Consider the following 26,208-nt stretch of genomic DNA (forward strand, 5'->3'; position numbering starts at 1 on the left):
GTCGGTAGCGGGTGAGTCGTAGTAATAACTACGAGTCGAATTATGTTCAATCTTCATGTCGAGGCAACATAATCCTCTAGACCGCATGGGTTCACCGCTGACCCGGTCTCGCCACGACCGCGGGCTCTCGACCGAAATCGGCCGGTCGACCAGGGTCAAGGGCCGGAAGCGCCGCCAGCTGGCCCGGCTCCGCCGTGAGCACAACCGCGCTCAGGTCAGCTCCAAGCGCGAGCGCAACCAGGTGTACGCGTTCACCGAGATACGCCGCATCGTCGGGTCGCTAGACCTTTCGGACGCGGTTCGCGACCGAGCCTGCGTGCTGTTCGAGTCGGCTCAAGAGGCGGACCTGCTGCGCGGTCGCTCGCTGGAGGGGTTCGCCGCGGCCGCCGTCTACGCGACGTGCCGGACCGAGGGACTCGCCCGGACCGTCGACGAGCTGTGCTCGGCCGCACGGGCAGACGAAGCGGAGCTCAGAGCCGCGTACGACGCGCTCAACCGCGACCTGGGCCTCCCGACGGGACCGATAGACCCCCGGGAGTACGTCCCCCGATTCGCGACGGAGCTGGACGTGTCCACGGAAGTGAGAAAGCGCGCGGAGGAACTGGTCGACGAGGCACGCGACCGGGGCATCGTCGGTGGACGGAACCCGGCGGGCGTGGCGGCGGCCTGCCTCTACACTGCGGCGATCGAACTGGACGTCGACCTGACACAGGCCGAAGCGGCCGACGTGGCCGGCGTGACGCCGGTCACGCTCAGAGGGACCTACACCGACTTACAGGAGTGAGCGGCGGCGGCGAGGGATTCGAACGCCACCGTGGCCGGTGCATCGGGTGCCGTCCGTCGGACGGGGTGTCCGGCCCGGTGTGCGGCCGCGACCGCCTCGCTCTCGGGGACGGTGACGACGGGCGCGCCGAAGCGGTTCGCGACGGCCGTCGTCGCCGGGTCGGGACCGGTCCGGTTGAGGACCACCCGGCAGAGCCCCGTCTCGAGTTCTCGCGCGAGTTCGCGGACGCGGAGCGCGTCGGCCAGCGCCGCGGTGTCGGGCGTCGTCACGAGCACGGCGGCGTCGGCGGCGGCCAGCGGGACGCCGACGTCGGCGTGGAGTCCGGCCGGCGAGTCGACGACGACCCAGCGGTAGGTCCGGTCGAGCGTATCGAGGGTGCCCTCGAGTTCGGTGACGTCGGCCGCACGGGCCCCGGCGAGTGAGCGACCGCACGGGACGATAGCGACCGGATCGCCCTCCGAGACGGCCTCGAGCGGTGCCGCCCGACCCGCGAGGACGTCGTGCAGGTCCGGGCCCCGGCCCGCCGGGAGGTCGGCCATGCCGAGGTCGCCGTCGACGACGACGCCGTCCAGTTCCGCGGCGAGGTTGTAGGCCACCGTCGACTTACCTACCCCGCCCTTGCCGCCGGTGACGGTCAGAATCATGCGAGGCGTTCAAGCGTCTCGGTCGGAATCGTCGCCGCGTCCCGTCGCTCCGCGAGTGTCTCGGCCCGATCCGCGACGGTCCGGAGCAGCCGGACGTCGTCGCGCTGCCTGTCTTCCAGGCGGCGCAGGCCGTCGAGTCCGCCCGCGTCCTGCACTGCTTCGGTGGCCTCGTCGAGCGTCTCGACGGCAGCGAGCGCTTCAGCCCGCCGGATGCGGCCCCGAATCTCCTCGAAGAAAGGCACGACCGAGTCCGGGAGGTCACTGGGAGGAGGGCTGGCGTCGTCGATCGTACCGACCGGCCACTCACCGTCGTCTCGCTCCGTCGCAGGGAGCGCGTCCGGCGGCGGTGACGGATCTCCGAAGTCACGACAGACCGCGTCGGCCGTCGACGCGGCTTCGCGGGTCGGGTCGGCATCCGGAACTGGCGTCGCCTCGACCAGTTCCACCGCCGGGTCCGCCGCGGGGGCCGGCGTGGCGTACCCGAAGGCGTGCCGGCCCGGCGCGACGACGGCCTCAAACCCCGTATCGGACCACCCACACGCCGGGACGCCTTGGCGGCGTGGCGGCCAGACCGGGCCGTCGAGTCGGTTCACCAGGGTGACGCGGGTCGGTTCCGCCACGTCCGTGAGCGCGGCGGTGACCAGCGTAATCCCCTCGCCTGTCGTCCACTCGCTGGACAGTGTGACCATACGCCGGGTGGTCGCCCGTTCGGATTTAAATCTCAGCACCGGACGACCGGTGCCGACAACCACGTCGCAGCGGTCGCCGGGTCGCCGAACCGGTCGACTTCGAGCACGACCGGCGCCTCCGCGTCGGCCAGGCGAAGGACCGACAGCGCGGCGGCGACCGGTGGCGCGTCGAACGGGTCGTCGGGAGACGGACCGGGGAGCGAGTCGAGCGCCGCCGAGAACCTTCCTTCGAGCGCATCGACCAGAGAGGCCCGCGCATCCCGCTCCAGGTTCGCGACTCTGTCGGCCAGCCGCCGGCGCGCTACCAGCCGGTCCCGGAACTCGCGTGCTGCGTCCCGTCGCCGGGCCCGTGCCTGCTTCGCGGCCTCCCGCTCGGTCTCTCGTTCGGCGAGTCGCCGTGCGGCCGCTCGCAGGTCCGAACGTGCCTCACTGGCGTCCCTGTCAGCGAGTCCTTCGTGGACTCTGACTCGCCCGCGATGGGCCGCCACCGCCTCTGCGGCCTCCCGCACGGTCCGGTCAGCCACCGGGTCGACCTGCGTTGGCAGTTCGGGGCGCTCCGGGTCGAGGTCGGCGAGTCGCTCGCGGCATCCGGTAATCTCGTCGTCGTAGGGCGTCGTCATGCCGCGTGACCGGGCTGCGGCGGCCAACGCCGTCTTCGTCCGCAGACCCATACCCGGTCGAACGTGGCCCACGTACCCGTACACCGCCGACGCAGCCGTAGGCGTGACCGTCGGCGTCAGCGCCTCGCCGCGCACTGCCCGTGCGACGGCAGCGCCGTCGACGTCAGTCGCCCGGAGGTCGATCGCCCGTCCCTCGTAGTGGGTGCCGTCGACCCAGAGCCTCACAGTGGCTCCTCCCGCATCGACTCGGGCGCCGGCAGGTCCCGGCCGGCCGCGAACCGCTCGTACGGCGTCGCCGGTTCAGCGCGATGTTCGTACGCACGAGCGGCGTCGGCGACCCGGGCTGGTGCGTCACAGGGCTCGAACGGGTCGAGCTGTTCGACCTGGACCGCCAGGTCGTGTTTCTCCCGCAGCCGGAGCGCCTGGAACGCCGCGAACTCGGTACCCTCGAACAGCGCCGCCCGACCCAGTTCCTGGGCCACGCACGTCTCGTGACGCCGGCAGACGTTGCGCAGGTCGCGGCGGGCGGCCCGTGAGTACGTGACCACCAGCAGCATCGGTCGGTTGCAGATAGTCGATGGACTAAAATTATTCTGTTTGGATTTGAATTATACCCGATACGGCACTGGGGATTCGATTACTCGATCCGGTCAACGGAGAACTCACCGGGGTCGTCGACGAGCCCCCGGACGCGCTCGCGCGCGGCGGACGCCGAGGGTGCGAGAACGACCAGTCCGTCGGCGGAACCGGTACCGTCGGCCCGGTACGCACCGAGGTCACCCTCGAAGTCGGTGGCGTAGGTCCGGAGAACGCCCCGGACGTCGCGTTCGAGGTCCGAGAGCGAGCACTCGCCGTCCTCGAAGCGACTCAGCGCCTCCTCGACGTTCCGAAGCGCGGAGATACGGTCCATTACGTCGTCCGGAGGTGGTCGGTGCGGGGCTCGTACACCTCGCCTTTCTGCTTGAGCTTCTCGATCTCGTGTTCGGCCTTGGACTCCTCGATACCGACCTCCTCGGCGCGGTCGACCACCACGTCGATGGGTGCGCCCTCGTCGTACTCGTCCTCGATGTCGGCGATGATGCCCTTGATGTTCTGGATGCGGTCGCGCTGGCTCTTCGAGGTGCCAGTCTCGACGACGTCGGCGTCGAACTCGCCGGTCTCGGGGTCGATACCGATCTGTTTCATACAGTAGAGCGCGACGTCGACCGCGCGCTCGGCGTCGTCCTCTTCGACGGAGTCCGAGAGACGAATCCGCGCAGAGGCCTCGGCCAGGCGGACCAGCGCTTCGAGTTTCCGGGCAGTCACCGGGACCGGCGCGTCCTCGTCCTGTCCCTTCAGACGGAGGTCGACGTAGAAGTCCTCGATGCGCTCTTTGGCTTCCTCGGTCATCGTCGGGAAGCAGTTGCGCTTCGCGTAAGCGATGTACTTCCGCAGGAGGTCCGGCTCGATGGTCGGTGCGACCTCGTCGGTGACCGTCGCCACCTCCTCCTCGGTGAAGTTCGAGGTTGCGGTCTCGGTCCGGTGAGTGTGGAGTTCGCCCGCGTAGTTCGTCTGGATGATATGGGAGGCGAGGTTCCGGTCGGTCTCCTCGTCGGGCTGGTCGGTGACCGTGAAGATGAGGTCGAACCGGGAGATGAGCGCCGGCTCCAAGTCGATCTGCTCGCCGATGGGTTCGTACTGGTCGAACCGACCGTACTTGGGGTTCGCGGCCCCGAGCAGCGAGCAGCGGGACTTGAGCGTGGCGTTGATACCGGCCTTCGAGACGCTAATCTCCTGCTGTTCGAGCGCCTGGTGCATCGCCGAGCGGTCCTCCGGGCTCATCTTGTCGAGCTCGTCGACGGCGGCGATACCCTGGTCGGCCAGCACGAGGGCGCCGGCCTCCAGCGTCCACTGCTGGCCGTCGCCGAAGTCGTCGCGGACCGCCGCTGCGGTGAGTCCCGCGCTGGAGGAGCCCTTCCCGGAGGTGTAGACGGAGCGGGGCGCAATCTGTCGGATGTAGGATAGCATTTGCGAGTTGTGGGAGACGACCCCGTTCGTGAGGTAGTTGTGCGTACCCTCGACTTCGAGGTCATAGACCCACTCCTCGTCGGGCTCGACGGCCTCGATAGACTCGATTCGGTCCCAGGCGACGTCACTCTCGACGAGCGAACGGAGCGCACTGACGTCCTGCCGAAGTGCATCGAGCCCACCACCATCGGTAACAGCGACCTCGCCGTCGACGTCAGATGCTTCGAGTCCGTTCAGTCTCGTTTCGAACGCGTCGACGACGGCTTCGAGGCTCTCACGGCCGGGGTTTCGACGACTGCGCTCGTAATGCTGGTACGTGGAGCGTGGGAGCCCACACGCTGCCTGCGTGAGTCCCAGCGCTTCCCGGATTCGTCTCAGTTCCCGACCGACGTCCGGGATAACGTCGAGATTAGTGTTCCCGGACGCGCGCTCGAACTGGCCGGCTGCATTCGCCTTTCGCTCCGTGACGAATCCGATACGTTCGACGTATCTGGCGAACGAGTCCCCGGAAATTCGCAGTCGATAGCTCCCGTTGGCACGCGGCTGTAACTGTGAGACGATACCCAGCGACAGAAGCATCGACCGGACGTCTTCGAGGAGTTCCTCGCTCATCGACGCGACCGTAATCTCCCGCTGGGTGGCAGAGACGTGCCCCTCGCCCTCGATGTAGGCCTTCAGGAACGCGGTCGTAATCCGGTCACTCGCCCCCATCACCGCCGGTGGGACACGGCGGTCGGCCGACGGCGACAGGAGCGACTCGTCGAGAGCGCCGAGGAAACTCACGAGCTCGCCGGCCGAGCACATCAGTTCTGTCGCGTCCTTGCCCTCGTGAGGGGCTCGCTCGGTGACGTTGAGGTTCAACGACGCCAGTGTGCTGGTCGCGTCGTCGATGACTTCGCGGTCGTTGTTGGTAATGGAGACGAAACCGGTGTTGTCGTCGCGCTGTTCGACGTAGCCCTCGGCGACGAGATACCCGACGAGACGGGCGAGTGCGGGTGTCCACGTCTCCGGTAGGTCGAGGTCGATTCGGTTGTGCGCTTTCGACGTCCGGTACTCGACGGACAGCTCGTCGGTGCCGTCGGTCGGGACGTGACGCGGGACTGCGACGAAGGCGCCTTCGGTCAGGTCCTCGGCTGTCTTCGCCTGATACGAGCCGTCGGACTGAACGAACAGCGGGTGGGACGGCGTCACGTCGAGTTCACGTCCCGTCGCGGTCCGAATCCGGTAGAGCTCGTCCGGTGCTTCGCGTTTCCAGACTTTCGTCGCCCGCTGGGTCGCGATGGCCCCGTCGGGCTGGAGGGAGGGGACCTCGAAGTCGACGTCGTCCCACACGCCATCGTCGACCGGTTTCGGGTCCTGGAGGTTCGACTCGACGAGGTCGCGAATCGGAATCCGGCGTCCGTCGGCCAGCGTGACCCGAGTGTCGCCGGTGACGCACTTCCCCGTACCAGGGTCACCGATAAGGAGCATGTGCAGGTCGCCACGGATTCGCGACCCGTCGGGGAGACTCTTCGTGACCCCCGAGAAGAGCTGGATCATCATCGCGAGCTTCTCCTTCTCGTAGCCGTAGATGGAGGGCGCGATGGCCCCGACCATCTTCTCGTAGAGGTCGGGTTCGTTCGAGAGCTCGACGATCTCCTTCTTGTCCGCCTCCGTGATCTCCATCTCCTCGAACTGCTCGTCCTCGATCTCGACGCTGACGCCGTCCATGTAGATGTCGAACATCGGGGACTTCTCGCGGTCGTTGCCCTGCTGGTCGAGCTTGAGGACCCCGACGACGCGGACGTGGTCGCCGGCCGTCACCTTCCCGGTGATGTCGTCCTCGATGTTGACGTCGATAGACTGGGGCGTCTCCCCGCCACGCAGGCCTTCGGGGGATTCCTGGACCCGAATCTTCTGGGCGTCGATGAACTGCGACTGGTCGGTGTTGAGGCGGAACGGGCCCTGTCGTTCACAGCCCTGGCACTCGTGGGGTTCCTGGAAGTCGCCGGCGGCCTGCGGGATGCGGGTGAGGGTGCCGCAGCGCTGGCACTCGAAAGCCGCCTCCACGACTTTCGGCCGGACGTCCGTCGCCTTGCGGACGATACCCTGGACGCTGATGAGGTTCCCGTGGTGCTGGTGGCGGATCTCCCGGATGTCCTCGGACTGCGGGAGGTTGCGCACGCGGACGTGGGCCTGTCCGAGCGAGACGTCGACCGGGAGGTCGTAGAGCCGCAGGGCCTCCTCGGCGTACTCCTGGAGCTGGGTCGGCTTGGTCCGGTAGTCGTCTGCCAGGTCCGGGTCGAACCGGTAGAGGTCCTGCCAGTCGATGTAGAGCGACTTCTGGTCGTTCGGATACTTCTGTGCGAGTTCACCGATCTCGTTGCGGTAGTAGTCGCGGTAGAACTCCTCGAAGCGGTCGATGAGTTCGGTGTTCTCGGCGGTCGCCATCTGAGTGCACAGAGGTTGTGCCCGATAGCCTAAGAAGGTTCGCAAGCCGGAGCGAAAGTGGATTTCGTTCCAGTCGAACTCGGGGGCGGTGAGCGGGTCGGCCGTGAAACAATGGGGTGGGTCGCTCCGTCAGTCTTCGATCGTTCGGTCCGAGTGACTGCGTGCCACAGAAACCCACCCGAACGAATTAGTTCGGCCGTGACACATCCCGAGATGATGAATCCGGGAGCGCTACTGATCGGACTCTTCGCGGTGGCTGCTGGACTTCCCTCGGTGGTCTGGCCGCAGGCGGTACTCGACTTCACGTGCCGGGTGAGTCCACTCTGTGAGTCTCCTACACAATTGAGTTCGGCCGGACGAACCTACAATCGGATTATAGGTGGTGGACTCGCTTTCGTTGGCGTCCTACTGATCGGCGGATATTTTCTCGGCACCGCCACCTAACTGTGCGGACCGCACGATGTGAGACTCGGTAGTGGATACGCCGTGCACACTCTGTCCGCACCAGTTCCAGAAGTGCTGAGACTCCCAGGCGATTTGTTGTAGGTGACCTCGAGAGATGCGAGATGCGCTACTGAGGAGTTCAAGGGCTAGCTGATCTACCGCGAGCGGAGCGAGCGGTTTCACGAAAGACTCGCATTGCTCGTCTTTCGAGCCCTGTGTTCGTTGTCACTCACACAGGACACCGGACGCGAGGCCGGAGGCCGAGCGTCCGGCCTTTTCCCCAAGTTTTTGCAAGGAGCGGTTCGCGGAGCGAGCGAAGCGAGCGAGGAAACCCGACGCAGCAAAAAGTGGCATGGGACCACCCGGATTCGAACCATATGAAGACTCGCTTCGCTCGTCTTCCAGGGTTCGAATCCGCGTCGTGACCCACGCACCGCGACCGGAGCGGGCCTCGCACACGCTACGCGGTGCTCGGCGGTTCGGTCGCGTAGAAGTGGGACCACCCGGATTCGAACCGGGGTCACGAGCACCCAAGGCTCGGAGTATACCACTAACCCATGGTCCCGCATCTGAGTATGCAGTGGTGACGGAGTAAAGGGTTTCGTTGCCGGGCCGCCCGTGTCACGCGGGCGCGAGGCCCCAGAAGAAGGCGATACCGAGGGTCGTGACGACGGCGAAGATCGCCTGGAGGGGGGCGCCGACCTTCAGATAGTCGGTAAAGCGGTAGCCACCGGGCCCGTAGACCAGCAGGTTCGTCTGGTAGCCGACGGGCGTCATGAACGCCGTCGAGGCGGCGAAGGTCACCGCGAGGACGAACGCGAAGGGATTCGCGCCGAGCTGCTGGCCGGCCTCGACGGCGACGGGAATCATCAGCACCACCGAGGCGTTGTTCGAGATGACGTTGGTCAGCAGCGCGGTGACGACGTACATCAGGCCGAGCACCACGATAGCCGGGAGGCCGGGGGCCGCGAGGACGAAGAGGTCCGCAAGCAGGTCCGCGCCGCCGGTCTCCTGGAGGGCGACCCCGAGGGGGATGACGCCCGCGAGCAGGAAGATGACGTCCCACTGGACGGCGTCGTACAGTTCCTGGGGTTCGAGACAGCGCGTGACGACCATCGCGACGGCGCCCGCGAGCGCGGAGACGACGATGTGGATGGGGGTCAGTGCGGCGAGCCCGACGACGGCGGCGACGATACCGACGGCGACGGGGATCTTCTTGCGCCGGAAGTCGGGGCGTTCGACCTCCTGGGCGACGATGAAGTCCCGGTTGATGTTGAGGCGGTCGATGCTCTCGGGGGTGGCCTGGACGAGGAGCGTATCACCGATGCGCAGGCGGACGCGGTCCATCCGGCGGCGGTAGAGTTCCTGGCCGTGGCGCATCGCCAGCACCGTCGCGTCGTAGCGCGACCGGAAGTTCGAGGTGACGAGCGTCTGGCCGATGAGCGACGAGCCGGGCGCGACGACCACCTCGACGAGGTTCTGGCGCTCGCTCGCGGCCTCGAGTTCCTCGTCGTCGACCTCGACTTCGGGGATGAGGTCGAGCCCCTCGGCGTCGAGCAGGTCGACCAGCGTGTCGCGGTCGGTCCGGACCGCGAAGACGTCGCCCGCCTGGATGGTCTTCGGGCCGAGCGGTTCGAGGAAGGTCCGGTCACCCCGCACGAGCTGGATGACGTCGACGTCGAAGTCCGTCTCGGCGAGCGCCTCCTGGACCGTCTCGCCGACGAGCGGGGAGTCCTCGCGGACGACGACCTCGGTGAGGTACTCGCCCATCTGGAACTCCGCCGTGAGGTCGTCCTGGACGTCGATACGTGCGGGAACGAGGTAGCGTCCGACGGTCAGCAGGTAGACGACGCCGACCACAGTGACGACGAGTCCGAGCTGCGTGAACTCGAACATGCCGAACGGGTGGTCGAGCAGCTCCGCCGAGATCTGCGAGGCGAGGATGTTCGTCGACGTGCCGATGAGCGTCAGCATCCCGCCGAACATCGAGGCGTAGGAGAGCGGGAGGAGGAGTTTCGACGGCGATATCTTCCCAGAGTGGGCGATGTCGGTCACCATCGGCAGGAGGATGGCGACGGCGGCAGTGTTGTTGATAAAGCCGGAGATGGGCGCCACGAGACCGACGGTGGCCCCCAGCTGTCTGGACTCGCTCTCGCCGGTCAGCGACGCGAGTCGTCGCCCGAGTATCTGGACGATACCGGTCCGCTGGACGCCGTCAGAGAGGATGAACATCGCGAGGACGGTTATCGTCGCCGTCGATGCGAACCCGGAGAGGCCGCGGGCGAGCGGGGAGACGCCGTCACCGGGCTGGTGGAGGACGAGTATCGGGTCGGAAAGCAGGCCGGCGTCTGCGACGATAGTCGTCACTGGTTCGACCAGCATCAGCGCGACCATGACACAGATTGCGGTCACGTCGACCGGTAACGCCTCCGTCGCGAACAGCGCCAGCGCGGCCAGAATGACGACGAACACGAACGCCATGCCCGGTGTGACGGGTCCAAGTACCACACCGGGTACGAACGATGCCAGTAGCAAAAGGATACGGGTAGGGAATCGGTGTCGGCCTACGAGTCCGACCCGTCCCGGCCGATATCTTCGAGCAGCGCACGGTAGCTCCGCTCGAAGACGGCCGACTGCCGGAGCGAGTTCACTGCGACCTGGAACACCGGCACGGCCAGCGGCCCGTCGTCAGTGGCGACGACGACGGCCGCGACGTGGTCGGTCTCGTCGGTCCACTCGGCGTCGAGCTCCCGGCACAGTACCTCCCCGAAGTAACTCCCGAGCTCCGTCGCGATGCTCGTGAACGCGCGGTCGTCGAAGTCGTCGTCCGCACCGAACGTGGCGTCCCGGAACCGGTCGGCGTCCCACTCGGCGTCGACGAGCGCGTCGAGTCGCGAGAGCGAGCCGGGACCGAAATCGAGGTCGTGTTCGCCCCAGAACGCGGCGAACTCCTGGGCCGTCTCGGCGTACTCGGCCCGGATGCCGTCGCCCTCGGTCGGGTCGGGGTCGTTCGTCTTCGCGTCGGACGGCGTCTCCGTGTCGGGTTCGGGACCGTCGTCGGTCGGCTGTGCGTCATCCGTCTCGGTCCCGACGCGCGCGGGCTCGCCAACCGGGTCCGACGACGCAGCCGACTCCATTGGCTCGGCGGCCGAATCGTCTCTGTCGGCGTCGGGCACCGGCGCCGGACCCGCGTCGGGCTCGGCCTCCCCGATGAGGTCCGTCGGCGACTCCCCCGCTGTATCGCTCGCGGGCTCGTCGGCAAGGTCGGCGTCGGGTGTCGCGACACCCGTTTCGGCCGCCGAGTCGTCGCCTTGCGAGGGGGCCCCGTCCACGTCAGTCAGCGGTTCACCGTCCGGCGGTGCAGCGGTCTCGGGCTGGCGCTCGCGGTTTACGGATGGGGAGCCCTCGACGTCGGGTTGCTCCTCGGGTCCTGGCGCGACGTCGCCGAGCGAAAGCTCGGCTTCGAGGTGGTCGACGACAGCCGTGAACACCGGGTCGCCCTCGAGCGAGCGGCCCGCGACCTCGAAGACGGCGACGGTCACCTCGTCGTCGGGGCCGGCGACGGTGACACCCCAGCCGTCGTCGCGCGTCCAGGTACCGTCGTACGCGCGGACGAGCACCTCGCCGAGGTAACTGCCGTACCTGAGCGCCGGGTCCGCGTACGTCGTCGCCGCAGCCGCGTCGTCGGCCGTCTCGGGGTCGTCGAGGGACTCGACGAGCGCCTCGAGGTCGGCCAGCGAGCCGGGCGAGAAGTCGAGGCCGTCGGCGTCGGCGACCGCGTCGGCCCGCTGGCGGAAGTCCGTCGGGTCGAGCGTGGTGCTGTCCAGCAGCGTCGACGCGTCGTCGTCCGTGCCGTCGTCCGACCCACCGACGGCGTTCCTGATACTGTCGAACAGCCCCATGGGACCGGGAAGGAGACGACCCTACAAGAAGGTACGGCCGACGGGTCACCCGGGCGTCAGGTTCAGTACTCCTCGCGCAGTTCCATCTCGGCGACGATGTCGTAGGGGTCCAGGCCCTTGCGGATACCGTCGAGCAGCTGGAACGCCTCGTCGGGCGCGAGGAAGTGCCGGGTGACCGCCCGGCCGAGCGGCGTCGGGGCCAGACCGTCGATGAACTCGTACTCCAGCAGTTTGCCGATGGCGTGTTTCGTCGGCACCTCGCCGACCATCCGGTCATTGAGCGCCTTCGCCCGCTTGCCCGCGACGGTGACGTTCGCCAGCGTCTCCTCGATAGCCGCGCTCTCGTCGTACCGGGTGACGACCGGCTCCATCTCCCCTTTCAGCAGTTTGAACGCCACCTCGTCCTCGGTCATCTCCATACTGTTGTGATAGGAGCAGTCCGGTTCGACCAGCAGGTAGACGGTCCCCTTGTCGTGGTAGTCGGGTCGGCCGGCCCGCCCGAGCATCTGCTCGAACTCCTGGACGGTGAGCCACTCGATACCCATCGCCAGCGAGTCGAAGACGACCTGGGAGGCCGGGAAGTCGACGCCGGCGGCCAGCGCCGCCGTCGTGACCACCGCCGCGATGTCCTGGTCGGCGAACTGCCGTTCGACCTGCTGGCGCTTGCGGTTGTCCAGGCCGGCGTGGTACGGCGCCGAGCTGTACTCCAGTTTCCGAGAGATCTGGTGGCAGCGTCGCCGCGAGTTGGTGAAGATGATTGTCTGGCCGCGGTACCCCTTGCTCGATTTCGCGTCGAACGCCCGCCGGACGAGCTTGTTCTCGGTGTCGATCTTCTCCCGGCCGTCGGCGAAGGTGACGTGGCGCTCGATGGGGATGGGGCGTTCCTCGAACTCGACGAGGTTCGCGCGCAGCTTCTCGGCCAGTTGCCGGGGGTTGCCGACGGTCGCCGAGAGGTAAATCCACTGGGTGTCGTCGCTGTCCGGTGCGCCGCCGGTCTCGCAGTAGTACTTCAACCGCGAGATGAGGCCGTCGAGGCGGTGGCCCCGTTCCTCCTCGCCCAGCGTGTGGACCTCGTCGATGACGACCGTCCCGACGGTGCCGAGGTCCTTGCCGGTCCGGAGCGCGTGGTCGATACCCTCGTAGGTGCCGACGATGACGTCGGCGTCGGGGTCGAACCGCCCGCCCTCGTCGGCGATGCGACTCGCACCCACGCGCAGCGAGACGTCGACCATATCGCCGTACCGTTCGTTGAACGACTCGTACTTCTGGTTCGCGAGCGCGACGAGCGGGACCAGGAACAGCATCTTGCCCTTGTTGTTGAGCACGCGGTCCAGACCGGCCATCTCGCCGACGAGCGTCTTGCCGGTCGCCGTCGCCGAGACGATGAGCTGGTCCTCGCCGTCGGTCGCGCCGTGTTCGACCGCGAGGCTCTGGACCGGGAGCAGCGTGTCGAATCGGGACTCGAGGTGTTGCTGGATGCCCGGATGCAGGGACAGCGAGTCCGTCGGCACGAGGTCGATGTCGTCGACCGTCGCGGATATCTCGTCGAACTTCGTGAGGTCGGGGTCTAAGTTCCCCGACAGCAGGTTCGTGATGCGCTCTAGGTCCTGGACCTCCAGCAGGAGGTCCTCCAGCCGGTCCCTGGCGTCGCTGGTTATCGCGCCGTTGAACGCCAGCTCCCGGTCGAGCTCCTCTTTCGCGCAGTCGGGGCAGATTGTCTCGCCGTCGGCCTGGATGGCCGTCTCGCTCGTTATCGGGGCGTAACGGCCGGCATCGGCGCAGAACCGACAGGTCCGGACGACCTTGGCGTCGAGCTGGTAGGCGTCGAGCATCTCCCTGGCGCGTTCGCGCGCTCTGGGCGTGGTCTGTTCGGAGATGCGGATGCGGGCTGCACGGCGGGCGATATCGACGAACTGGTCGGGCGCGCGGAGGTCCTCGCTCGTGCCGTCTTTGATACGGAGCCGGCGCGGGCGGGGGCCTGCGTCGGTCTCTTTGAGCTCCAAGATACCGTAGAACAGCCGCCCGCCGTCGCGCTGTCCGACGACGCGGAACTCCTCGCCGCGCTCGTGGAGAAAGAGGGTATCGACCTGTGCAGCCTGCTGTGACACGTCCGTATGTAGGGCGCGGGCCCTACTTCAGTCACTCGACACGGGCCGGCCACAGCGCGTTTAAGTCGCCTCCCCGACAACTGCAGGTATGCGCCGGTTCCGTATCGGGAGCGTGTTCGGGATTCCCATCCAGCTCGACCTGACGTTCCTGCTAGTGTTGCCCCTGTTCGCCTGGATCATCGGGACGCAGGTCGAGCAGACCACCGGGTTCCTGAACGAGGTGCTTGCCGCCGGGCTCGACCCGGCGATGCTGGCGAACGGCAACCTCGTCTGGGTGCTCGGAATTACGGCCGCCGTCGGCCTATTCAGCGGCGTCGTCCTCCACGAACTGGGCCACTCGCTGGTGGCCATCCGCTTTGGCTACCCCATCGACTCCATCACGCTCTGGCTGTTCGGCGGCATCGCCCAGCTCACCGAGATGCCCGAGAACTGGAAACAGGAGCTCGCCATCGCCATCGCCGGCCCCATCGTGAGCGTCGTACTGGGGGTGCTGTCGTACGTCGCGTTCGCCCTCATCCCGGGGACCCAGTCGGTCGTTCTCGAGGCACTGCGCTTCGTCCTCGCGTATCTCGCGCTCATGAACATCGCCCTGGCCGTGTTCAACATGCTTCCGGGCTTCCCGATGGACGGCGGGCGGGTCCTCCGCGCCCTGCTTGCCCGCCGGCGGCCCTACGCCCGGGCGACGAAAATCGCCGCCGAGGTCGGGAAGCTGTTCGCCGTCTTCCTTGGCCTCTTTGGCCTGTTCGTCGTCGGCAACATCTTCCTGGCCGGCCTGGCCTTCTTCATCTACATCGGGGCGTCCGGCGAGGCCCGACAGACCTCGATGCGCGCCGCCTTCGAGGGCGTCACCGTCCAGGACGTGATGACGCCGGCCGACCGCGTCACCTCGGTCACCCCCGAGATGTCCGTCCGCGAGCTCATCCAGACGATGTTCCGGGAGCGCCACACCGGCTACCCGGTCGAGAAGGACGGCGAGGTCGTCGGCCTGGTCGCCCTCGAAGACGCTCGCGCCGTCCGAGACGTCGAGCGCGACGCCTACACCGTCGGCGACGTGATGACCACCGAGATACTCACTATCGGGCCCGACCGCCCCGTGATGGACGCGCTGACCGAACTCCAGGCGAACTCCGTCGGCCGACTGCTCGTCACCGACGAGGCGGGGGAGTTCCTGGGGCTGCTGACGCGCTCGGACATCATGACGGCACTCTCGATCATCAAATCCAGCAGCGAGTACGGCGCGCTGAACTCGTCCGACTCACAGACGATTCGGCCCGAGCCCTGAGGTCGGATGGCGCTCCCAGGAGCATGTCTCGCTCCGGTCACTGAATCGTTGCGTACTGCCGATATCTGAAGATCGACATCCAGAGGGAGTGAGTAAATAAAACGAAAGGCGAGTTTCAGAAACAGATATCATAAATGACGCGAGAGTGTCCCCATATAGTAGAGATAAAATTCTCTTTGACGGAGTTTTGTGTTCGAGAGAGAGTTTCGGGTAGTATAGTTCCAATATGTCGGAGGTAGTGCTCCCAAAATACTGAAAGCGAATATGTATGGCCACTATATCGTTTCGTATCCGGTGCCACTAGCGCTCTGTTCCCGGGCCGACTCCGTATCGAGTCTCAGCCCGAACCGAAGCGGATGAGTACGTAGCAGTGAAATCACGTGCCCATGGAAGAACTCACGACCGACGACGCACCGGATAGCATCGGACCGTTCTCACAGGGAATCGCGACAGGCGACCGCATCTACGTCTCCGGCCAGGGACCGGTCGACCCCGAGACGGGCGAAGTCGTCCCCGGTACGCCCGGAGAACAGACGCGGCGGACGCTGGAGAACGTCGAAGCCGTCCTGCAAGCCGGCGGCGCGTCACTCGACGACGTCGTCAAATCGACAGTGTTCGTCAAGGACATGCGATATTACGACGAGGTCAACGAAGTGTACGGAACCCTCATGTCGCCGCCCTATCCGGCCAGGAGTGCTGTCGAGGTCGTAAAGCTGCCCGTCGATATCGACGTCGAGATAGAAGTCGTCGCGGAGAGATAACCACGTAACGTCATCGTGGTGTTCTCGCGGAGACCGCACATTCATCGATTCCCGTAGTGTCACAGCTGGTCGGCGCGACCACACCGTAGGAGAGTCCACCTGTACGAGAAGTGCGGTAGCAGCCGCCCGTCCCCCGCTGTGTGGCGAACCTGTGTGAAAGTGTCTAGCACAAGCTTTTTGAGCGATGTCGAGAGTGTGATAACTGCAATGGCGCTAATCGAAACCGAAGGGGTAGATGTAATTCCGGAATCAGAGCGGACGCGTGGATTCTTACAGATATTCACCATCTGGGCCGGATTCAGCATCGTCATCACCAACTTCCTGCTTGGGTCGCTGACCGTCGGCGCAGGACTGGTGACAGGTATCGCAGCCGTGGTCATCAGTGTCGTGTTGGTCGGGGTAATCGTATATCTCGGGACCTATATCGCGGCGAATGAGGGCACGGCCGGGACGACAGCGATGCGGTCGGCGTTCGGCATCAACGGCCGCGTCATTCCAGCTCTCGCGACCGTCCTGGCCACGGTCGGCTGGTTCGGCGTCCAGACGGGAATCGTCGCCTCCAGCACCGCCGGCATCCTCACGAATTTCGGTATCGAGTTCCCGTACATGTTCGAGATACTGGCGCTCGTCCTCGGACTGCTGATGGCCTCGGTCGCGATCTTCGGCTACGAGTGGATCGAGGTACTGAACAAGATCGCCGTGCCGATTATGACCGTCCTGCTCGCACTGGTCGTCTACCAGATCGTCACGCAGTTCGGCGTCGATTTCTCGGGCGCAGGCGGAAGCGGTATGTCGTTCTGGGCGGCGATGAACGTCATCCCCGCGGCGACGGCCGCCTTCCTCATCGTCGCGATGGACTACGGTCGGTACGGCTCGGTTGAGAAACTTCGATCGGTCTCGGCGGCGGCCACCCTCGCGTGGGTCGTCTTCGGCACCGTCCTCGCGGCGATCGGTATCCTCGCGGCGCTGGCCGCGGGCGATTGGAACCCGGTGAACATCATGGTCGAACTCGGTCTCGGCTGGGTCGGGCTCCTGTTGCTCGTCGCCGGTTCGTGGACGACGAACGTCACGAACGTCTACGTCGGCGGCATCGCGCTGTCATAGCTCACCGGGCTGGAGCGCGTACAGATGACGACGCTCACCGGTATCATCGGAACGGTTCTCGCCATCGGCGGTATCTTCAGTTTCGGTGGGATAACCGCATTCCTCAGCGCCCTCACCATCACGCTGGTGCCGACGACGGGCGTCTTGTTGGTGCATTACTTCCTCTTCGAGAAGGGATTCGACAGGGACGCGCTGTTCCAGCGCAGCGGCAAGTACTGGTACCTTAGCGGCTGGCACCCCGCAGCGGTTATCGCGTGGGTAATCGGAGCCACGTACGCAATCTGGGCCAACGGCTGGATTCCGGGCCTCTCGGGGGCGGCATACCTAGTCCCCGCGCTGTCGTCCGCACTCGTCGCTGGCGTAATCTACTTCGGCCTGAAGAACCCCGTCGAGAACTGGATCAGTAGCCGCTCGTCCGGAAGCGCCCGGACGGCGGACTAACCGCTTCTAGACGGATATCGCTCCTCTGTTTTCTGCCAGTGTGTCGCTGTACGCATCCGAGAGCGGCGGCAGCGAATCGTCGCATTGAGAACAGACCAAGTTCTGTCGGCCCTGGGTGAGACGCGTGCGTGTCCAGTGGGGCCACGGTAACCCAGAGAACGAGGGCCACACCGCCGAACAGAACGAAGAAGTCGACCCGCGCGAGCGGTTATCGGTACGGTTGCGTCGCGGCACCGATCCAGTCGAGGTTTCGTTCGGGCAACAGTCCGTAGTTATAGAACGAAACGCGTTCGGCGCCGGCGTCGGCGAGTCCATCGACGATATCGACGACGGTCGCCGAGTCGTCTATCGCGGGGTGTCCCGGGAGGACGCCAGCGTGGAGCGGGATATCAGGTGTGAGGCGATTTGCCGTCCGCATGCGCTGGACGGCGGCCTTGCGGCTCGATTCGTAGTCGATGACGGTGTAGTAGTCCAGATGCTCGGCCAGGGCGTCGAGGTCAGCGCCGTGCATCCACGCGTCTTCGACCTCGAAGAAGCCCGCGTACCGTCCGAGGTCGATATCGTCTCCGACCGCTGCGCTGAGGTCCGCGTACAGTTCGGTCAGCGTCTCGGTCCTGACAGCGATGTAGTCGGCGAGCTCGGGATGCATCTGGAGCCACCCCGCGACGCTCGCGTCGGCCGGCAGGTCCCCGTCGATACACGCCGAGAGCCCGTCACGGGCCGCGTCTCGGGCGGCTTCGACGTCGATGCCGGCGTCGGCGGCGGTGGCCTGACACTCCTCGCAGAAACACAGCCCGAACAGGAACTCCCCGAGCGTCCCGAGGTCGACGTGGTACTTGTCGTGGTGCCAGCCGAAGCCGGTCCCATAGAAGTAATCGAACGTCTCCAGTTCGATGCGGTCGAACGGTGCGCGCTCGCTCAGGTCGGACAGGAGCCCACAGAGGAACTCCTGGACGGCCGGTTGGGACGGGCAGAGACCGTAGGCGAGCGAGTCGCCGAACGGGGAAGTGAGCGTGAGGTCGGGGTTCGCCATCCCGAGCCGGGAGTTGTGACAGCCGATCGTCCAGGAGTTCAACGAGAGATGCGTATCCGCGATCGCGTCGGCGATCTCCGCGAGCCAGTCGGCCTCCCCCATCGTCTCGTTGGAGACGGGTTCGAGGCGGCCGTATCGTGACTCGTCGGGCTGGAAGTACGAACTCGCGTGTGCGAAGAACGTCTTCCGTTCCGGGTTGTGTGGTAAGAACGGTTGTACCGAGTGGTAGTTCGTCGCCAGGGAGATCTCGTCGACACCGATCTCCTCGAGGCGAGTAGCCACGTTCTCGACGCCCTCGTCCAGCAGGTCCCACGGATACGCCCAGAGTGCGAAGTCCATGGGGACAGCTCTCACGCGGGCGATAAAGAAATTGTGCCGTCACTCAAGCAGCGGCGTGCCGTCTGCCCTGGGCCCGAGCTGGGGCCCGACCACGTCCGCGTCGGGGTCGACCACCCGCCGGTGTTCGTAGTCCGTCGAGCGCTCGACCGGTGTCCGGCCGATGGCCCGTATCATGTCCGCGTACTCGCGGACCGACCGGAACTCGCCGTAGTCGCCGCCCGCCCGCTTCGTTATCTCCTCCGAGAGGATGGTTCCCATGAAGTCGTCGGCCCCGCAGGTCAACATCTTCAGCCCCTGGCTGTCGCCGTACTTCACCCACGACGACTGGATGTGCTCAATATTGTCCAGGAAGAGCCGCGAGACGGCGATCAGCAACTCGTCCTCGGCGGTGCTGGCCCCGCCCTCGACCATCCCCCGCTCGTACAGCGGCGTCGCCTCGTGCACGAACGATAGCGGGACGAATTCAGTGATGGCACCGGTTCGGTCCTGCAGTTCACGGACGCGCTCTAAGTGCATGGCCCGGTGGGCCTCATTCTCGACGTGCCCGTACATTATCGTGGCCGTCAGACCCAGCCCGACGTTCGCGGCGGCCTCCATCGCTTCGAGCCACTCGTCGGTCCCGATTTTCCCCGGGCAGATGACCTCCCGCACCTCGTCGACGAGAATCTCGGCGGCCGTCCCCGGCACGCTGTCGAGTCCTGCGGCTTTCAGTCGGCGAAACACCTCCTCGTAGGCCCAGTCGGTGCCGCGCCGGGCGTGGTAGGCCTCCTCGGGCGTCATCGAGTGAACGTGGACCCCGCCGACGTCCATCGCTCGAATCTGCTCGCAGTACGTGCCCGGGTCGACATCGTACTCGCTGGGCGAGCGGTAGTTCAGGTCGCCCCGCTCGCTGGCTTCCAGAATCTCGCGGTGCTCGGCGTCCAGCGCCAGCGCCGGATGCAGCCCCGACACCGAGCAGACCTCGTAGATACCGCGCTCGACGGCGTCGGCGACGATGTCGCGCGACTCGGCGGGCGTCTTCGTAAAGCCGCCGTGGGACTCCTGGTATTCGGTGCGGAACTGCTCGGAACGGTCCTTGAAGTTACAGAACAGACAGCCCGTGTTGCAGGCCGTCGTCACGTTGTTGTTGAGGTTCGCGACGAACGTCACCTCTTCACCGACCACCTCGGCGCGACGGCGGTCGGCCGCCTCCAGAACCCGTTCCTTCCGTCGCGGGTCGATTCCCTCCCGTTCCGAGCCAGTCGTCAACAGCTCGATCGCGTCGTCGACAGTGAGCCGCGCCCCGTCACGCGCCTTCGCCAGGGCGTTCTCGAAGGACTGGTCGGTCTCGGGGCGGTGTCGAAAGTCGAACGAATCACGGGGGACACCGGTAGGGACTGTGGTCATGCGCCTTGCTACGAACACCGGTCGACGTACTCATAACCTTTTATCACCCGTCGAATGCGGTCGGCGGCCACGTCTCGAACGACATCGGCCCCGTGGCGTCGGCAGATTCCCAGGCCTGGCAGAGGCCCAGCGCGGCAGCCATCTCGTCCGGCGTCGGCGTGTTCCAGGGGCGCGACCCGTCGACCGTCTCGACGAAGGCGTCGAACGTCCGCTCCAGGACGGGACTGGTCGTCCGGGCGAAGGCGGTCGCGCTGCGGTCGTCGGGGTCGCCGCCGTGCCAGTGTATCCCCTCGTACCCGTGATGGCCCGTCCGGACGATGCCGTCCGTCCCGACGACCTCCACCTCCCAGTTCCCCCACTGCTCGCGGCAGTCGGTGCTGTAGGTCATCGTCATCGTCCCGAGCGTCCCGTCGGCGAATCGCACCGTCCCGGTCCCGATGTCCGGGTGCGTACTGTGGGGCGAATTCCGGTTCGTGTACGTCGCAGTCACGTGCTCGGGGTCTGCGCCAGCCAGCCACAGGAGCGCATCGGCGGTGTAGACGGCCATCGCGTACACGCTCCCGGCCTCACCGGGGGCGTGTTCGGCGTTCGCCTCGAGTCCGGCCGCCGGAACCCGGTCGTGGCGAATCTGTGCCCGGATCGCGACCACGTCGCCGACGGCGCCCCCTTCGACGCGTCGGGCGAGACCCATGACCGCGTCGTCGTACCGCGCAGGTGTCGTGAAAGCGACCGGGACGTCCCCGTCGGCGGCCTCGGCGATTCGACGGGCACCGTCGTAGCCGTCGGCCGCCGGCTTCGCGACGAGGGTCGGGACGCCCGCTGTGAGTGCCCGGCAGACGTCGGCCGCGCGACGCGAGGTCGGCGTGGCGACGACGACGACGTCCGACGCCTCGAGGACGGGCTCGATAGCGTCGTAGATGTCGCAGTCGTAGGTCGCGGCGAACGCCGACGGGGTCGGTCGGGAGAGCGACGAGAGGGCCTCGTCGTCGACGTCACCGGCAGTCGCCGCCACCACCGAGCAGTCGGGTCTGTCGGCGGCGCGACTGGCGAACGCGGGCCCGTAGAACGATGCGAGTCCGATGATTCCGACATCGAGTGTCACGAGACGGTCACGAATCACGACGCGGGCGACAGCAGCAAAAAACCCGGGGAACGGACAACAAGCGTTATATGAGCGTGCGCGTCATGATATATCGTCCCATGGAATTCGGAGTGTATCTCAACCAGTACGGTGACGAGCGGTACCAGACGACGTTCGACGACCTGTTCGAACAGGTCGAAGTCATGGAGGAACTGGGATACGATACGGCCGCGGTGGGTGAGCGTCACTTCTACGACGACGGGTTCTACGACCCGTTCACCTGTCTGTCGGCGCTCGCCGCTCGGACCGATTCGCTCGGGCTGATGGCGAACATCCTCATCCTCCCGGCGTACCACCCCATCCACCTCGCGGAGCAGATCTCGAACATCGACGTGATGAACGGCGGCGACACGCGGTGGGGCCTCTCACTGGGCTATCGGGAGAGTGAGCTCGTGAACTTCGGCGTCGATATGGACGACCGGGTCGGTCGCTACATGGAATCGATTCACGTCCTCAAGCGACTGCTCGAGGGCGACCGGTTCGACCACGACGGCGACTTCTTCTCGTTCGACGACGGGTTCGTCCGCCCGGAGCCGACACAGGAGCCACGGCCGGAACTGTACGGCGGTGGGAACGCCGACGTGGCCATCAAGCGCGCGGCCTACCGGTGTGACGGGTTCACCGCCGCGGTGACCGTCCCCGAAGAGCTGGAGGCCGACATCGAGCTGTACAAGGAGTCCGTCGAGGAGGCCGGCAAAGACCCCGACGACGCGGACGTGACGATCATGGTCGACGGCTACGTCGCCGAGACCGAAGAAGCGGCCTACGAGGCGCTCGACCCGTACATGCTCGACCTGCACGAACAGTACATCAAGTGGGGTAATCCGGAGTTCCAGGAACGCCCGACCTTCGAGGACGTGGAGGACCAGTGTGTCATCGGCACGGCAGAACAGGTCGCCGAGAAGGTCGAGCAGTTCGAAGAGATGGGTGTCGACCACTTCATCTTCCGGACGCAGTTCGGCGGCATGGACCAGGAGACCGCCCTCAACAGCATCCGTCGGTTCGGTGAGGACGTGGCCCCACAGTTCCAGTAGCACCGTATAGAAGACGAGACGCCCGCATCTCGCTGCGGGCGGTGCTCCCACGTCACCCGAGGAGTGCCGATCGGAGCGACGCGAAGTCGTCGAGTTTCGTCGTTTCGAGGGTCGAATCGACCGATTCTTTCAGCCCGTGTCCGGTCACCAGCGCCACGACGGTCTCGTCGTCGGCGACGGGCGCTGTGGCGGCGGCCGCAACGCTGGCGGCGCTTGCCGGTTCGGCGTAGATGCCCTCACGGCCGGCCAGCCGCGCCGTCCACTCGTGGACTGTCTCGTCGTCGAGGGCGACCGCGTCACCATCGCTTTCGACGACCGAACGGCGTGTCCGCTCGCCGTCTTCGGGGTACCCTTGGAGCGGGTCGGCGATGGCACCGATTTCGGTCGTTATCTCGCCGATCCACGGCCGAACCGCTTCGTCTCGTTTGATGGCCCGCGTAATCGGGTGACAGCCGCGGGCCTGGACACACAGCATCTTGGGCACCGACGGGATGAGGCCGGCCTCGAACAGTTCGACGAAGCCGCGGTGCGCCCCGCCGAGAAGTGGGCCGGCGCCGACCGGTACCGTAACCCAGTCGGGGACCGACTCCAGTTGCTCGACGAGCTCGAAGGCGACCGTTCGGTTCGCGCTCGCGACGAAGGGATTTGCCGAGTAGACCGCTGTCGCGTTGAGAATCAGGTCGTCGCTGATCTGCTGTGCGGCCTGGAAGCAGTCACTGAAGGTCCCGTCGAGCGTGTAGATCTCGACGCCGTGCGCCGCGACCTGCGTGAGTTTCGACAGCGAGGTGCCGTCGGGGACGAGAACGGCACACGGGATGTCCGCCCGGGCCGCGTAGGCCGCGACGCTCGGGGCGGTATTGCCCGTGCTGGCGACGACGATTGACTCCCACGACGTCTCGGGGTCTGCTACCGCGGCGACGGCGAGCGAACTGCCGCGGTCTTTGAACGAACAGGTGGGGTTCAGCGACTCCAGTTTCGCGGAGACCGTCGGCCCGACGTCCAGGTGTGTGAGGGGGACGAGGGGCGTCTCCCCTTCGCCCATCGAGAGCGACGTCTCGAACGACGGGAGCGCCGCGGTCGGGTCACCGTCGATGGCCCGTTCGAGGTCACGCTCGTCGGACGCCGTGTAACAGACGAAGCCACCGCAACGGTCACACGTCGCGCGCACGTCGGTTACGACTGTCCCGCACGCTTGGCAACGAAAGGCCATAGGGTCAGCTGTAGGCCTCGCCGGAGTCGGTGTCGAAGAGGTGGATCGCGTCCGGTCGGACGCCGACCGTCAGTTCGTCGCCGGCGCTGATCGAGCGGACGTGCTCCTCGTCTGCGCTCTTCATCACGAGTTCGGCGTCGGTCCCCGTATCGAGGTAGTACCAGTTCGCGTCACCGAACGTCTCGACCATCGAGACCGTCGCCTCGAACGACGGGCCGTCGTCGGCCTCACCGTTCGTCACGGGCCGGATGTTGCTCGGGCGCATCCCGAGTCGGACCCGGTCGGCGCCCGCCCGTGCGCAGATGGCGTCGGGGACGGACAGGGCGAACCCGTCGGTCGTGATAGTAGCGTTCCCGGCGTCGACGGTGGCGTCCATGAGGTTCATGCTCGGCGTCCCGATGAAGTTGGCGACGAACTCGTTGTTCGGCGCCTCGAACAGTTCGAGGGGGTTGCCGAACTGCTGGAGCTCCCCGTCGTTCAGGAGGATGATCTCGTCCGCGATGGACATCGCGTCCTCCTGGTTGTGGGTCACGTGGACGAAGGTCGTCCCGATGCGTTGCTGGATGCGCGAGAGTTCGGCGCGCATCTCCAGACGGAGCTTGGCGTCCAGACTCGACAGGGGTTCGTCGAGGAGGATTACGTCCGGTTCGCGCACGAGACTCCGTCCGAGCGCCACGCGCTGCTGCTGGCCGCCGGAGAGCGAGGCCGGCGACTGGTCGAGTTTGTCTTCGATGTGGAGAATCTCGGCGACTTCGTCGACCGCCGCCTCGCGTTCGGCCTTCGGCACGTCGTCCATCTTCAGGCCGAACGCGATGTTCTCCCGGACGGTCTTGTGGTCCCACAGTGCCAGGGACTGGAACACCATACTCAGGTTTCGCTCTCGGGGCGGGTAGTCAGTGACTCGATTCCCGTCGATGAAGATATCCCCGGAGGTCGGCCGTTCGAGGCCCGCAATCATCCGGAGCGTGGTCGATTTCCCGCACCCGGACGGACCGAGGATCATCGTATACGACCCCTCGGTAATCGTCAGATCGAGGTCGTTGACCGCCACGAGACTTCCAAATTCCTTCCGAAGCGTGTTGAGTTCGATAGTTCCCATGTTAGACGACACCTGCGCCTTTGGCGATACCTTCGCCGAGGTACTTCGCCATCAACCAGAACAGGGCCAACACCGGTAGCGTCGAGAGGACGCACGCGGCGGCCAGCAGCCCCCAGTCGATGGCGTACGAGCCGAGCAGCTGTTGCAGCGCGACCGGCACGGTCTGGCTACTCTCGGTCGTGAGGAGGACGTACGCGAACATGTACTCCCCCCACGACATGATGTAGGCGAACGTACCGGCGGCGATGATACCCGGCATTGCCTGCGGGACGGTGATACGGACGAACGCGCCGAACTGCGTCGCCCCCTCGACGAGCGCGGCCTCTTCGAGTTCGCGCGGGATGTCCGAGAGGAACGACTGGAGAATCCACATACAGAACGGGAGCGCGAGCATCGTGTGGACGATGACGAGCGTCACCGGGTTGCCGAGCATGCCCAGGTCGGCCGCGAGCTGATACATCGGGACGATCAGCGCGACGTGTGGGAACATGTACGTCAGCAACACCATCTTCGCCACTTTCTGCCGGGCCGGGTAGGTGTACCGGAGGATGCTGTACGCTCCGAAGAGCGCCACGACCGTCGTCAGGAGGGTCGTCCCGACGCCGGCGATGAGGCTGTTGACGATCGCGTTCAGGAACCCGTTGTCGATCGCAGCCTGGTAGTGCGCGAGCGTGAAGTCGGTCGGGATGGGACTGATACTCTCATAGATCGTCTGCGTCGGCAGAATCGACGTTCGCAGAATCCAGTAGAACGGGAACAGGAAGACCACGAGTGCAGCGGCGAGCAGGACGAACCGGGCGGCGTTGGCCGCGCGCCGACGGGTCGCGTAGTCCGTCATGCGAAATCACCCTCCTGGAACTCCTCCTGGCGGAAGTACAGGAACACGAACACGCTCAGCAGGATGAACAGGACGACACTGACCGCCGTCCCGCGTCCGATGTTCTGCATCTCGAAGGCCGTATCGTAGATGAGGACGGCGAGCGTTGTCGTCGTCTGTACCGGGCCGCCGTTCGTCAGGAGCCAGATCATATCGAAGATGTTGAACGTGAGGAGGAACCCGAGCAGTCCGAGAATCGTCATCGAGTTCTGCAGGTGCGGATACGTGACGTGAACGAACTCGTCGACGATACCCGCGCCCTCGACGCGAGCAGCCTCGTACTCCTCACGCGGAATCGTCTGGAGAACCGCGAAGACGACGAGCGCGACCAACGGCGTCCACCGCCACGTGTTGATGAGCGTCACGGCGGCCAGCGCTGTCGACGGGTCGTTGAGTGGATTGACGGGCTGTGAGAGAAGGCCAGCGTCGGTCAGCCACGTGTTGAGCGGGCCGTACGACGTGTTGAGTATCCACCGCCACATGATGGCGGTCACAGCCGTCGGGATGACGAACGGGACCAGCATGACCGTCCGAATCACGTCCCGCCCGGTGAACCGGCGGTGGAGCAGCAGCGCGAGACCGATTCCTGCAGCGCCCTGGAGAACCATGTTGCCGACGGTCCACCCGAGGCTCCGGCCCAGCGTCGCGAAGAACGAGCTCTCGCTGAACAACCACTGGTAGTGTGCGAGCCCGACGAACGTGTCGTTCGCCCGGTCGAGGAAGCTGATCCAGATGGCGTTGACAAACGGGATGACCAGTGCAACGAAGATAACGAACACTGCTGGGACGACGAGGAGGATGCCGAGCGATGTCTCTCGGTCGAGGTCCCCGACGGCCCGTTGTATTGCCTCGATATTCGACTGGGTCGACATC

General features: G+C 65.9%; 19 protein-coding genes, 1 tRNA gene and 2 pseudogenes. 5 read left to right on the forward strand and 17 right to left on the reverse strand.

Going from position 1 to position 26,208, the window contains the following annotated elements; genetic code table 11:
* Positions 1-82 precede the first annotated feature (82 nt).
* Positions 83-784 (forward strand): annotated as a pseudogene (locus P1L41_RS03260) (transcription initiation factor IIB); the annotation flags it as partial.
* Here P1L41_RS03260 and P1L41_RS03265 read toward each other — a convergent pair.
* The 10 genes from P1L41_RS03265 to P1L41_RS03310 all read right to left on the reverse strand — a co-directional run bounded on the left by P1L41_RS03265 (position 763) and on the right by P1L41_RS03310 (position 13,628).
* A complete protein-coding gene (locus P1L41_RS03265; RefSeq protein ID WP_276297442.1) occupies positions 763-1,428 on the reverse strand; it encodes a MinD/ParA family ATP-binding protein in 666 nt (221 codons plus the stop codon). The pseudogene P1L41_RS03260 and the gene P1L41_RS03265 sit on opposite strands and share 22 nt — an antisense overlap.
* Positions 1,425-2,117, reverse strand: coding sequence for a DUF7857 domain-containing protein (locus P1L41_RS03270; protein ID WP_276297443.1), 693 nt, complete (start codon positions 2,115-2,117; stop codon positions 1,425-1,427). The genes P1L41_RS03265 and P1L41_RS03270 overlap by 4 nt, the downstream gene beginning before the upstream one ends.
* A gap of 32 nt (positions 2,118-2,149) precedes the next feature.
* Entirely contained in the window at positions 2,150-2,962 is an 813-nt protein-coding gene (locus P1L41_RS03275) for a DUF7856 family protein (protein WP_276297444.1), read from the reverse strand.
* Positions 2,959-3,294, reverse strand: coding sequence for a DUF7855 family protein (locus P1L41_RS03280; protein WP_276297445.1), 336 nt, complete (start codon positions 3,292-3,294; stop codon positions 2,959-2,961). Before P1L41_RS03280 ends, P1L41_RS03275 begins: the two co-directional genes overlap by 4 nt.
* Positions 3,295-3,374: 80 nt before the next feature.
* Positions 3,375-3,647 (reverse strand): DUF7854 family protein, encoded by a 273-nt coding sequence (locus tag P1L41_RS03285; RefSeq protein WP_276297446.1) that lies wholly within the window; start codon positions 3,645-3,647, stop codon positions 3,375-3,377.
* Complete coding sequence (locus tag P1L41_RS03290; protein ID WP_276297447.1) at positions 3,647-7,174, reverse strand: LAGLIDADG family homing endonuclease; 3,528 nt, start codon at positions 7,172-7,174, stop codon at positions 3,647-3,649. Before P1L41_RS03290 ends, P1L41_RS03285 begins: the two co-directional genes overlap by 1 nt.
* Before the next feature lie 938 nt (positions 7,175-8,112).
* Positions 8,113-8,183, reverse strand: a tRNA-Pro gene (locus P1L41_RS03295).
* Between the two features lie 56 nt (positions 8,184-8,239).
* Positions 8,240-10,099 (reverse strand): SLC13 family permease, encoded by a 1,860-nt coding sequence (locus P1L41_RS03300; protein ID WP_276298428.1) that lies wholly within the window; start codon positions 10,097-10,099, stop codon positions 8,240-8,242.
* An 83-nt stretch (positions 10,100-10,182) separates the two neighbouring features.
* Entirely contained in the window at positions 10,183-11,520 is a 1,338-nt protein-coding gene (locus P1L41_RS03305) for an ICP22 family protein (RefSeq protein ID WP_276297448.1), read from the reverse strand.
* A 62-nt stretch (positions 11,521-11,582) separates the two neighbouring features.
* On the reverse strand, positions 11,583-13,628 hold the full coding sequence (locus P1L41_RS03310) for a DEAD/DEAH box helicase (RefSeq protein ID WP_276297449.1): 2,046 nt from the start codon (positions 13,626-13,628) through the stop codon (positions 11,583-11,585).
* An 88-nt stretch (positions 13,629-13,716) separates the two neighbouring features.
* Here P1L41_RS03310 and P1L41_RS03315 point away from each other — a divergent pair, with 88 nt between their 5' ends.
* The 3 genes and pseudogenes from P1L41_RS03315 to P1L41_RS03325 all read left to right on the forward strand — a co-directional run bounded on the left by P1L41_RS03315 (position 13,717) and on the right by P1L41_RS03325 (position 17,216).
* A complete protein-coding gene (locus tag P1L41_RS03315; protein WP_276297450.1) occupies positions 13,717-14,910 on the forward strand; it encodes a site-2 protease family protein in 1,194 nt (397 codons plus the stop codon).
* Positions 14,911-15,296: 386 nt separating this feature from the next.
* Positions 15,297-15,671 carry a Rid family detoxifying hydrolase gene (locus P1L41_RS03320; protein ID WP_276297451.1) on the forward strand — a complete coding sequence of 125 codons (375 nt, stop codon included), beginning with the start codon at positions 15,297-15,299 and terminating at the stop codon, positions 15,669-15,671.
* 207 nt (positions 15,672-15,878) lie between these two features.
* Positions 15,879-17,216 (forward strand): annotated as a pseudogene (locus P1L41_RS03325) (purine-cytosine permease family protein).
* 208 nt (positions 17,217-17,424) lie between these two features.
* On the opposite strand, the gene P1L41_RS03330 reads toward P1L41_RS03325, so the two are convergent.
* The 3 genes from P1L41_RS03330 to P1L41_RS03340 are packed head-to-tail and all read right to left on the reverse strand — an operon-like array spanning position 17,425 to position 21,076.
* Positions 17,425-18,588, reverse strand: a complete 1,164-nt coding sequence (locus P1L41_RS03330; RefSeq protein ID WP_276297452.1) for a hypothetical protein — start codon at positions 18,586-18,588, stop codon at positions 17,425-17,427.
* A gap of 39 nt (positions 18,589-18,627) precedes the next feature.
* Positions 18,628-19,974, reverse strand: coding sequence for a 7,8-didemethyl-8-hydroxy-5-deazariboflavin synthase subunit CofH (cofH, locus tag P1L41_RS03335; protein WP_276297453.1), 1,347 nt, complete (start codon positions 19,972-19,974; stop codon positions 18,628-18,630).
* Between the two features lie 43 nt (positions 19,975-20,017).
* A complete protein-coding gene (locus tag P1L41_RS03340; RefSeq protein WP_276297454.1) occupies positions 20,018-21,076 on the reverse strand; it encodes a Gfo/Idh/MocA family protein in 1,059 nt (352 codons plus the stop codon).
* A gap of 98 nt (positions 21,077-21,174) precedes the next feature.
* On the opposite strand from P1L41_RS03340, the gene P1L41_RS03345 reads away from it, so the two are divergent.
* The gene (locus P1L41_RS03345; RefSeq protein WP_276297455.1) at positions 21,175-22,149 is read left to right on the forward strand and encodes an LLM class flavin-dependent oxidoreductase; all 975 of its coding nucleotides are present in this window, start codon (positions 21,175-21,177) and stop codon (positions 22,147-22,149) included.
* A 52-nt stretch (positions 22,150-22,201) separates the two neighbouring features.
* Here P1L41_RS03345 and thrC read toward each other — a convergent pair whose 3' ends face one another.
* Genes thrC through P1L41_RS03365 form a run of 4 tightly spaced genes read right to left on the reverse strand, consistent with a single transcriptional unit; the run spans position 22,202 to position 26,207 of the window.
* Complete coding sequence (gene thrC, locus P1L41_RS03350; RefSeq protein WP_276297456.1) at positions 22,202-23,359, reverse strand: threonine synthase; 1,158 nt, start codon at positions 23,357-23,359, stop codon at positions 22,202-22,204.
* A 4-nt stretch (positions 23,360-23,363) separates the two neighbouring features.
* Positions 23,364-24,458 (reverse strand): ABC transporter ATP-binding protein, encoded by a 1,095-nt coding sequence (locus P1L41_RS03355; RefSeq protein WP_276297457.1) that lies wholly within the window; start codon positions 24,456-24,458, stop codon positions 23,364-23,366.
* 1 nt (position 24,459) lies between these two features.
* The gene (locus tag P1L41_RS03360) at positions 24,460-25,296 is read right to left on the reverse strand and encodes a carbohydrate ABC transporter permease (RefSeq protein WP_276297458.1); all 837 of its coding nucleotides are present in this window, start codon (positions 25,294-25,296) and stop codon (positions 24,460-24,462) included.
* Positions 25,293-26,207, reverse strand: a complete 915-nt coding sequence (locus tag P1L41_RS03365; RefSeq protein WP_276297459.1) for a carbohydrate ABC transporter permease — start codon at positions 26,205-26,207, stop codon at positions 25,293-25,295. Before P1L41_RS03365 ends, P1L41_RS03360 begins: the two co-directional genes overlap by 4 nt.
* Between the last annotated feature and the right edge of the window lies 1 nt (position 26,208).

Origin of the sequence: Haloarcula ordinaria, assembly GCF_029338275.1 — an archaeon.
Classification (GTDB): domain Archaea; phylum Halobacteriota; class Halobacteria; order Halobacteriales; family Haloarculaceae; genus Haloarcula; species Haloarcula ordinaria.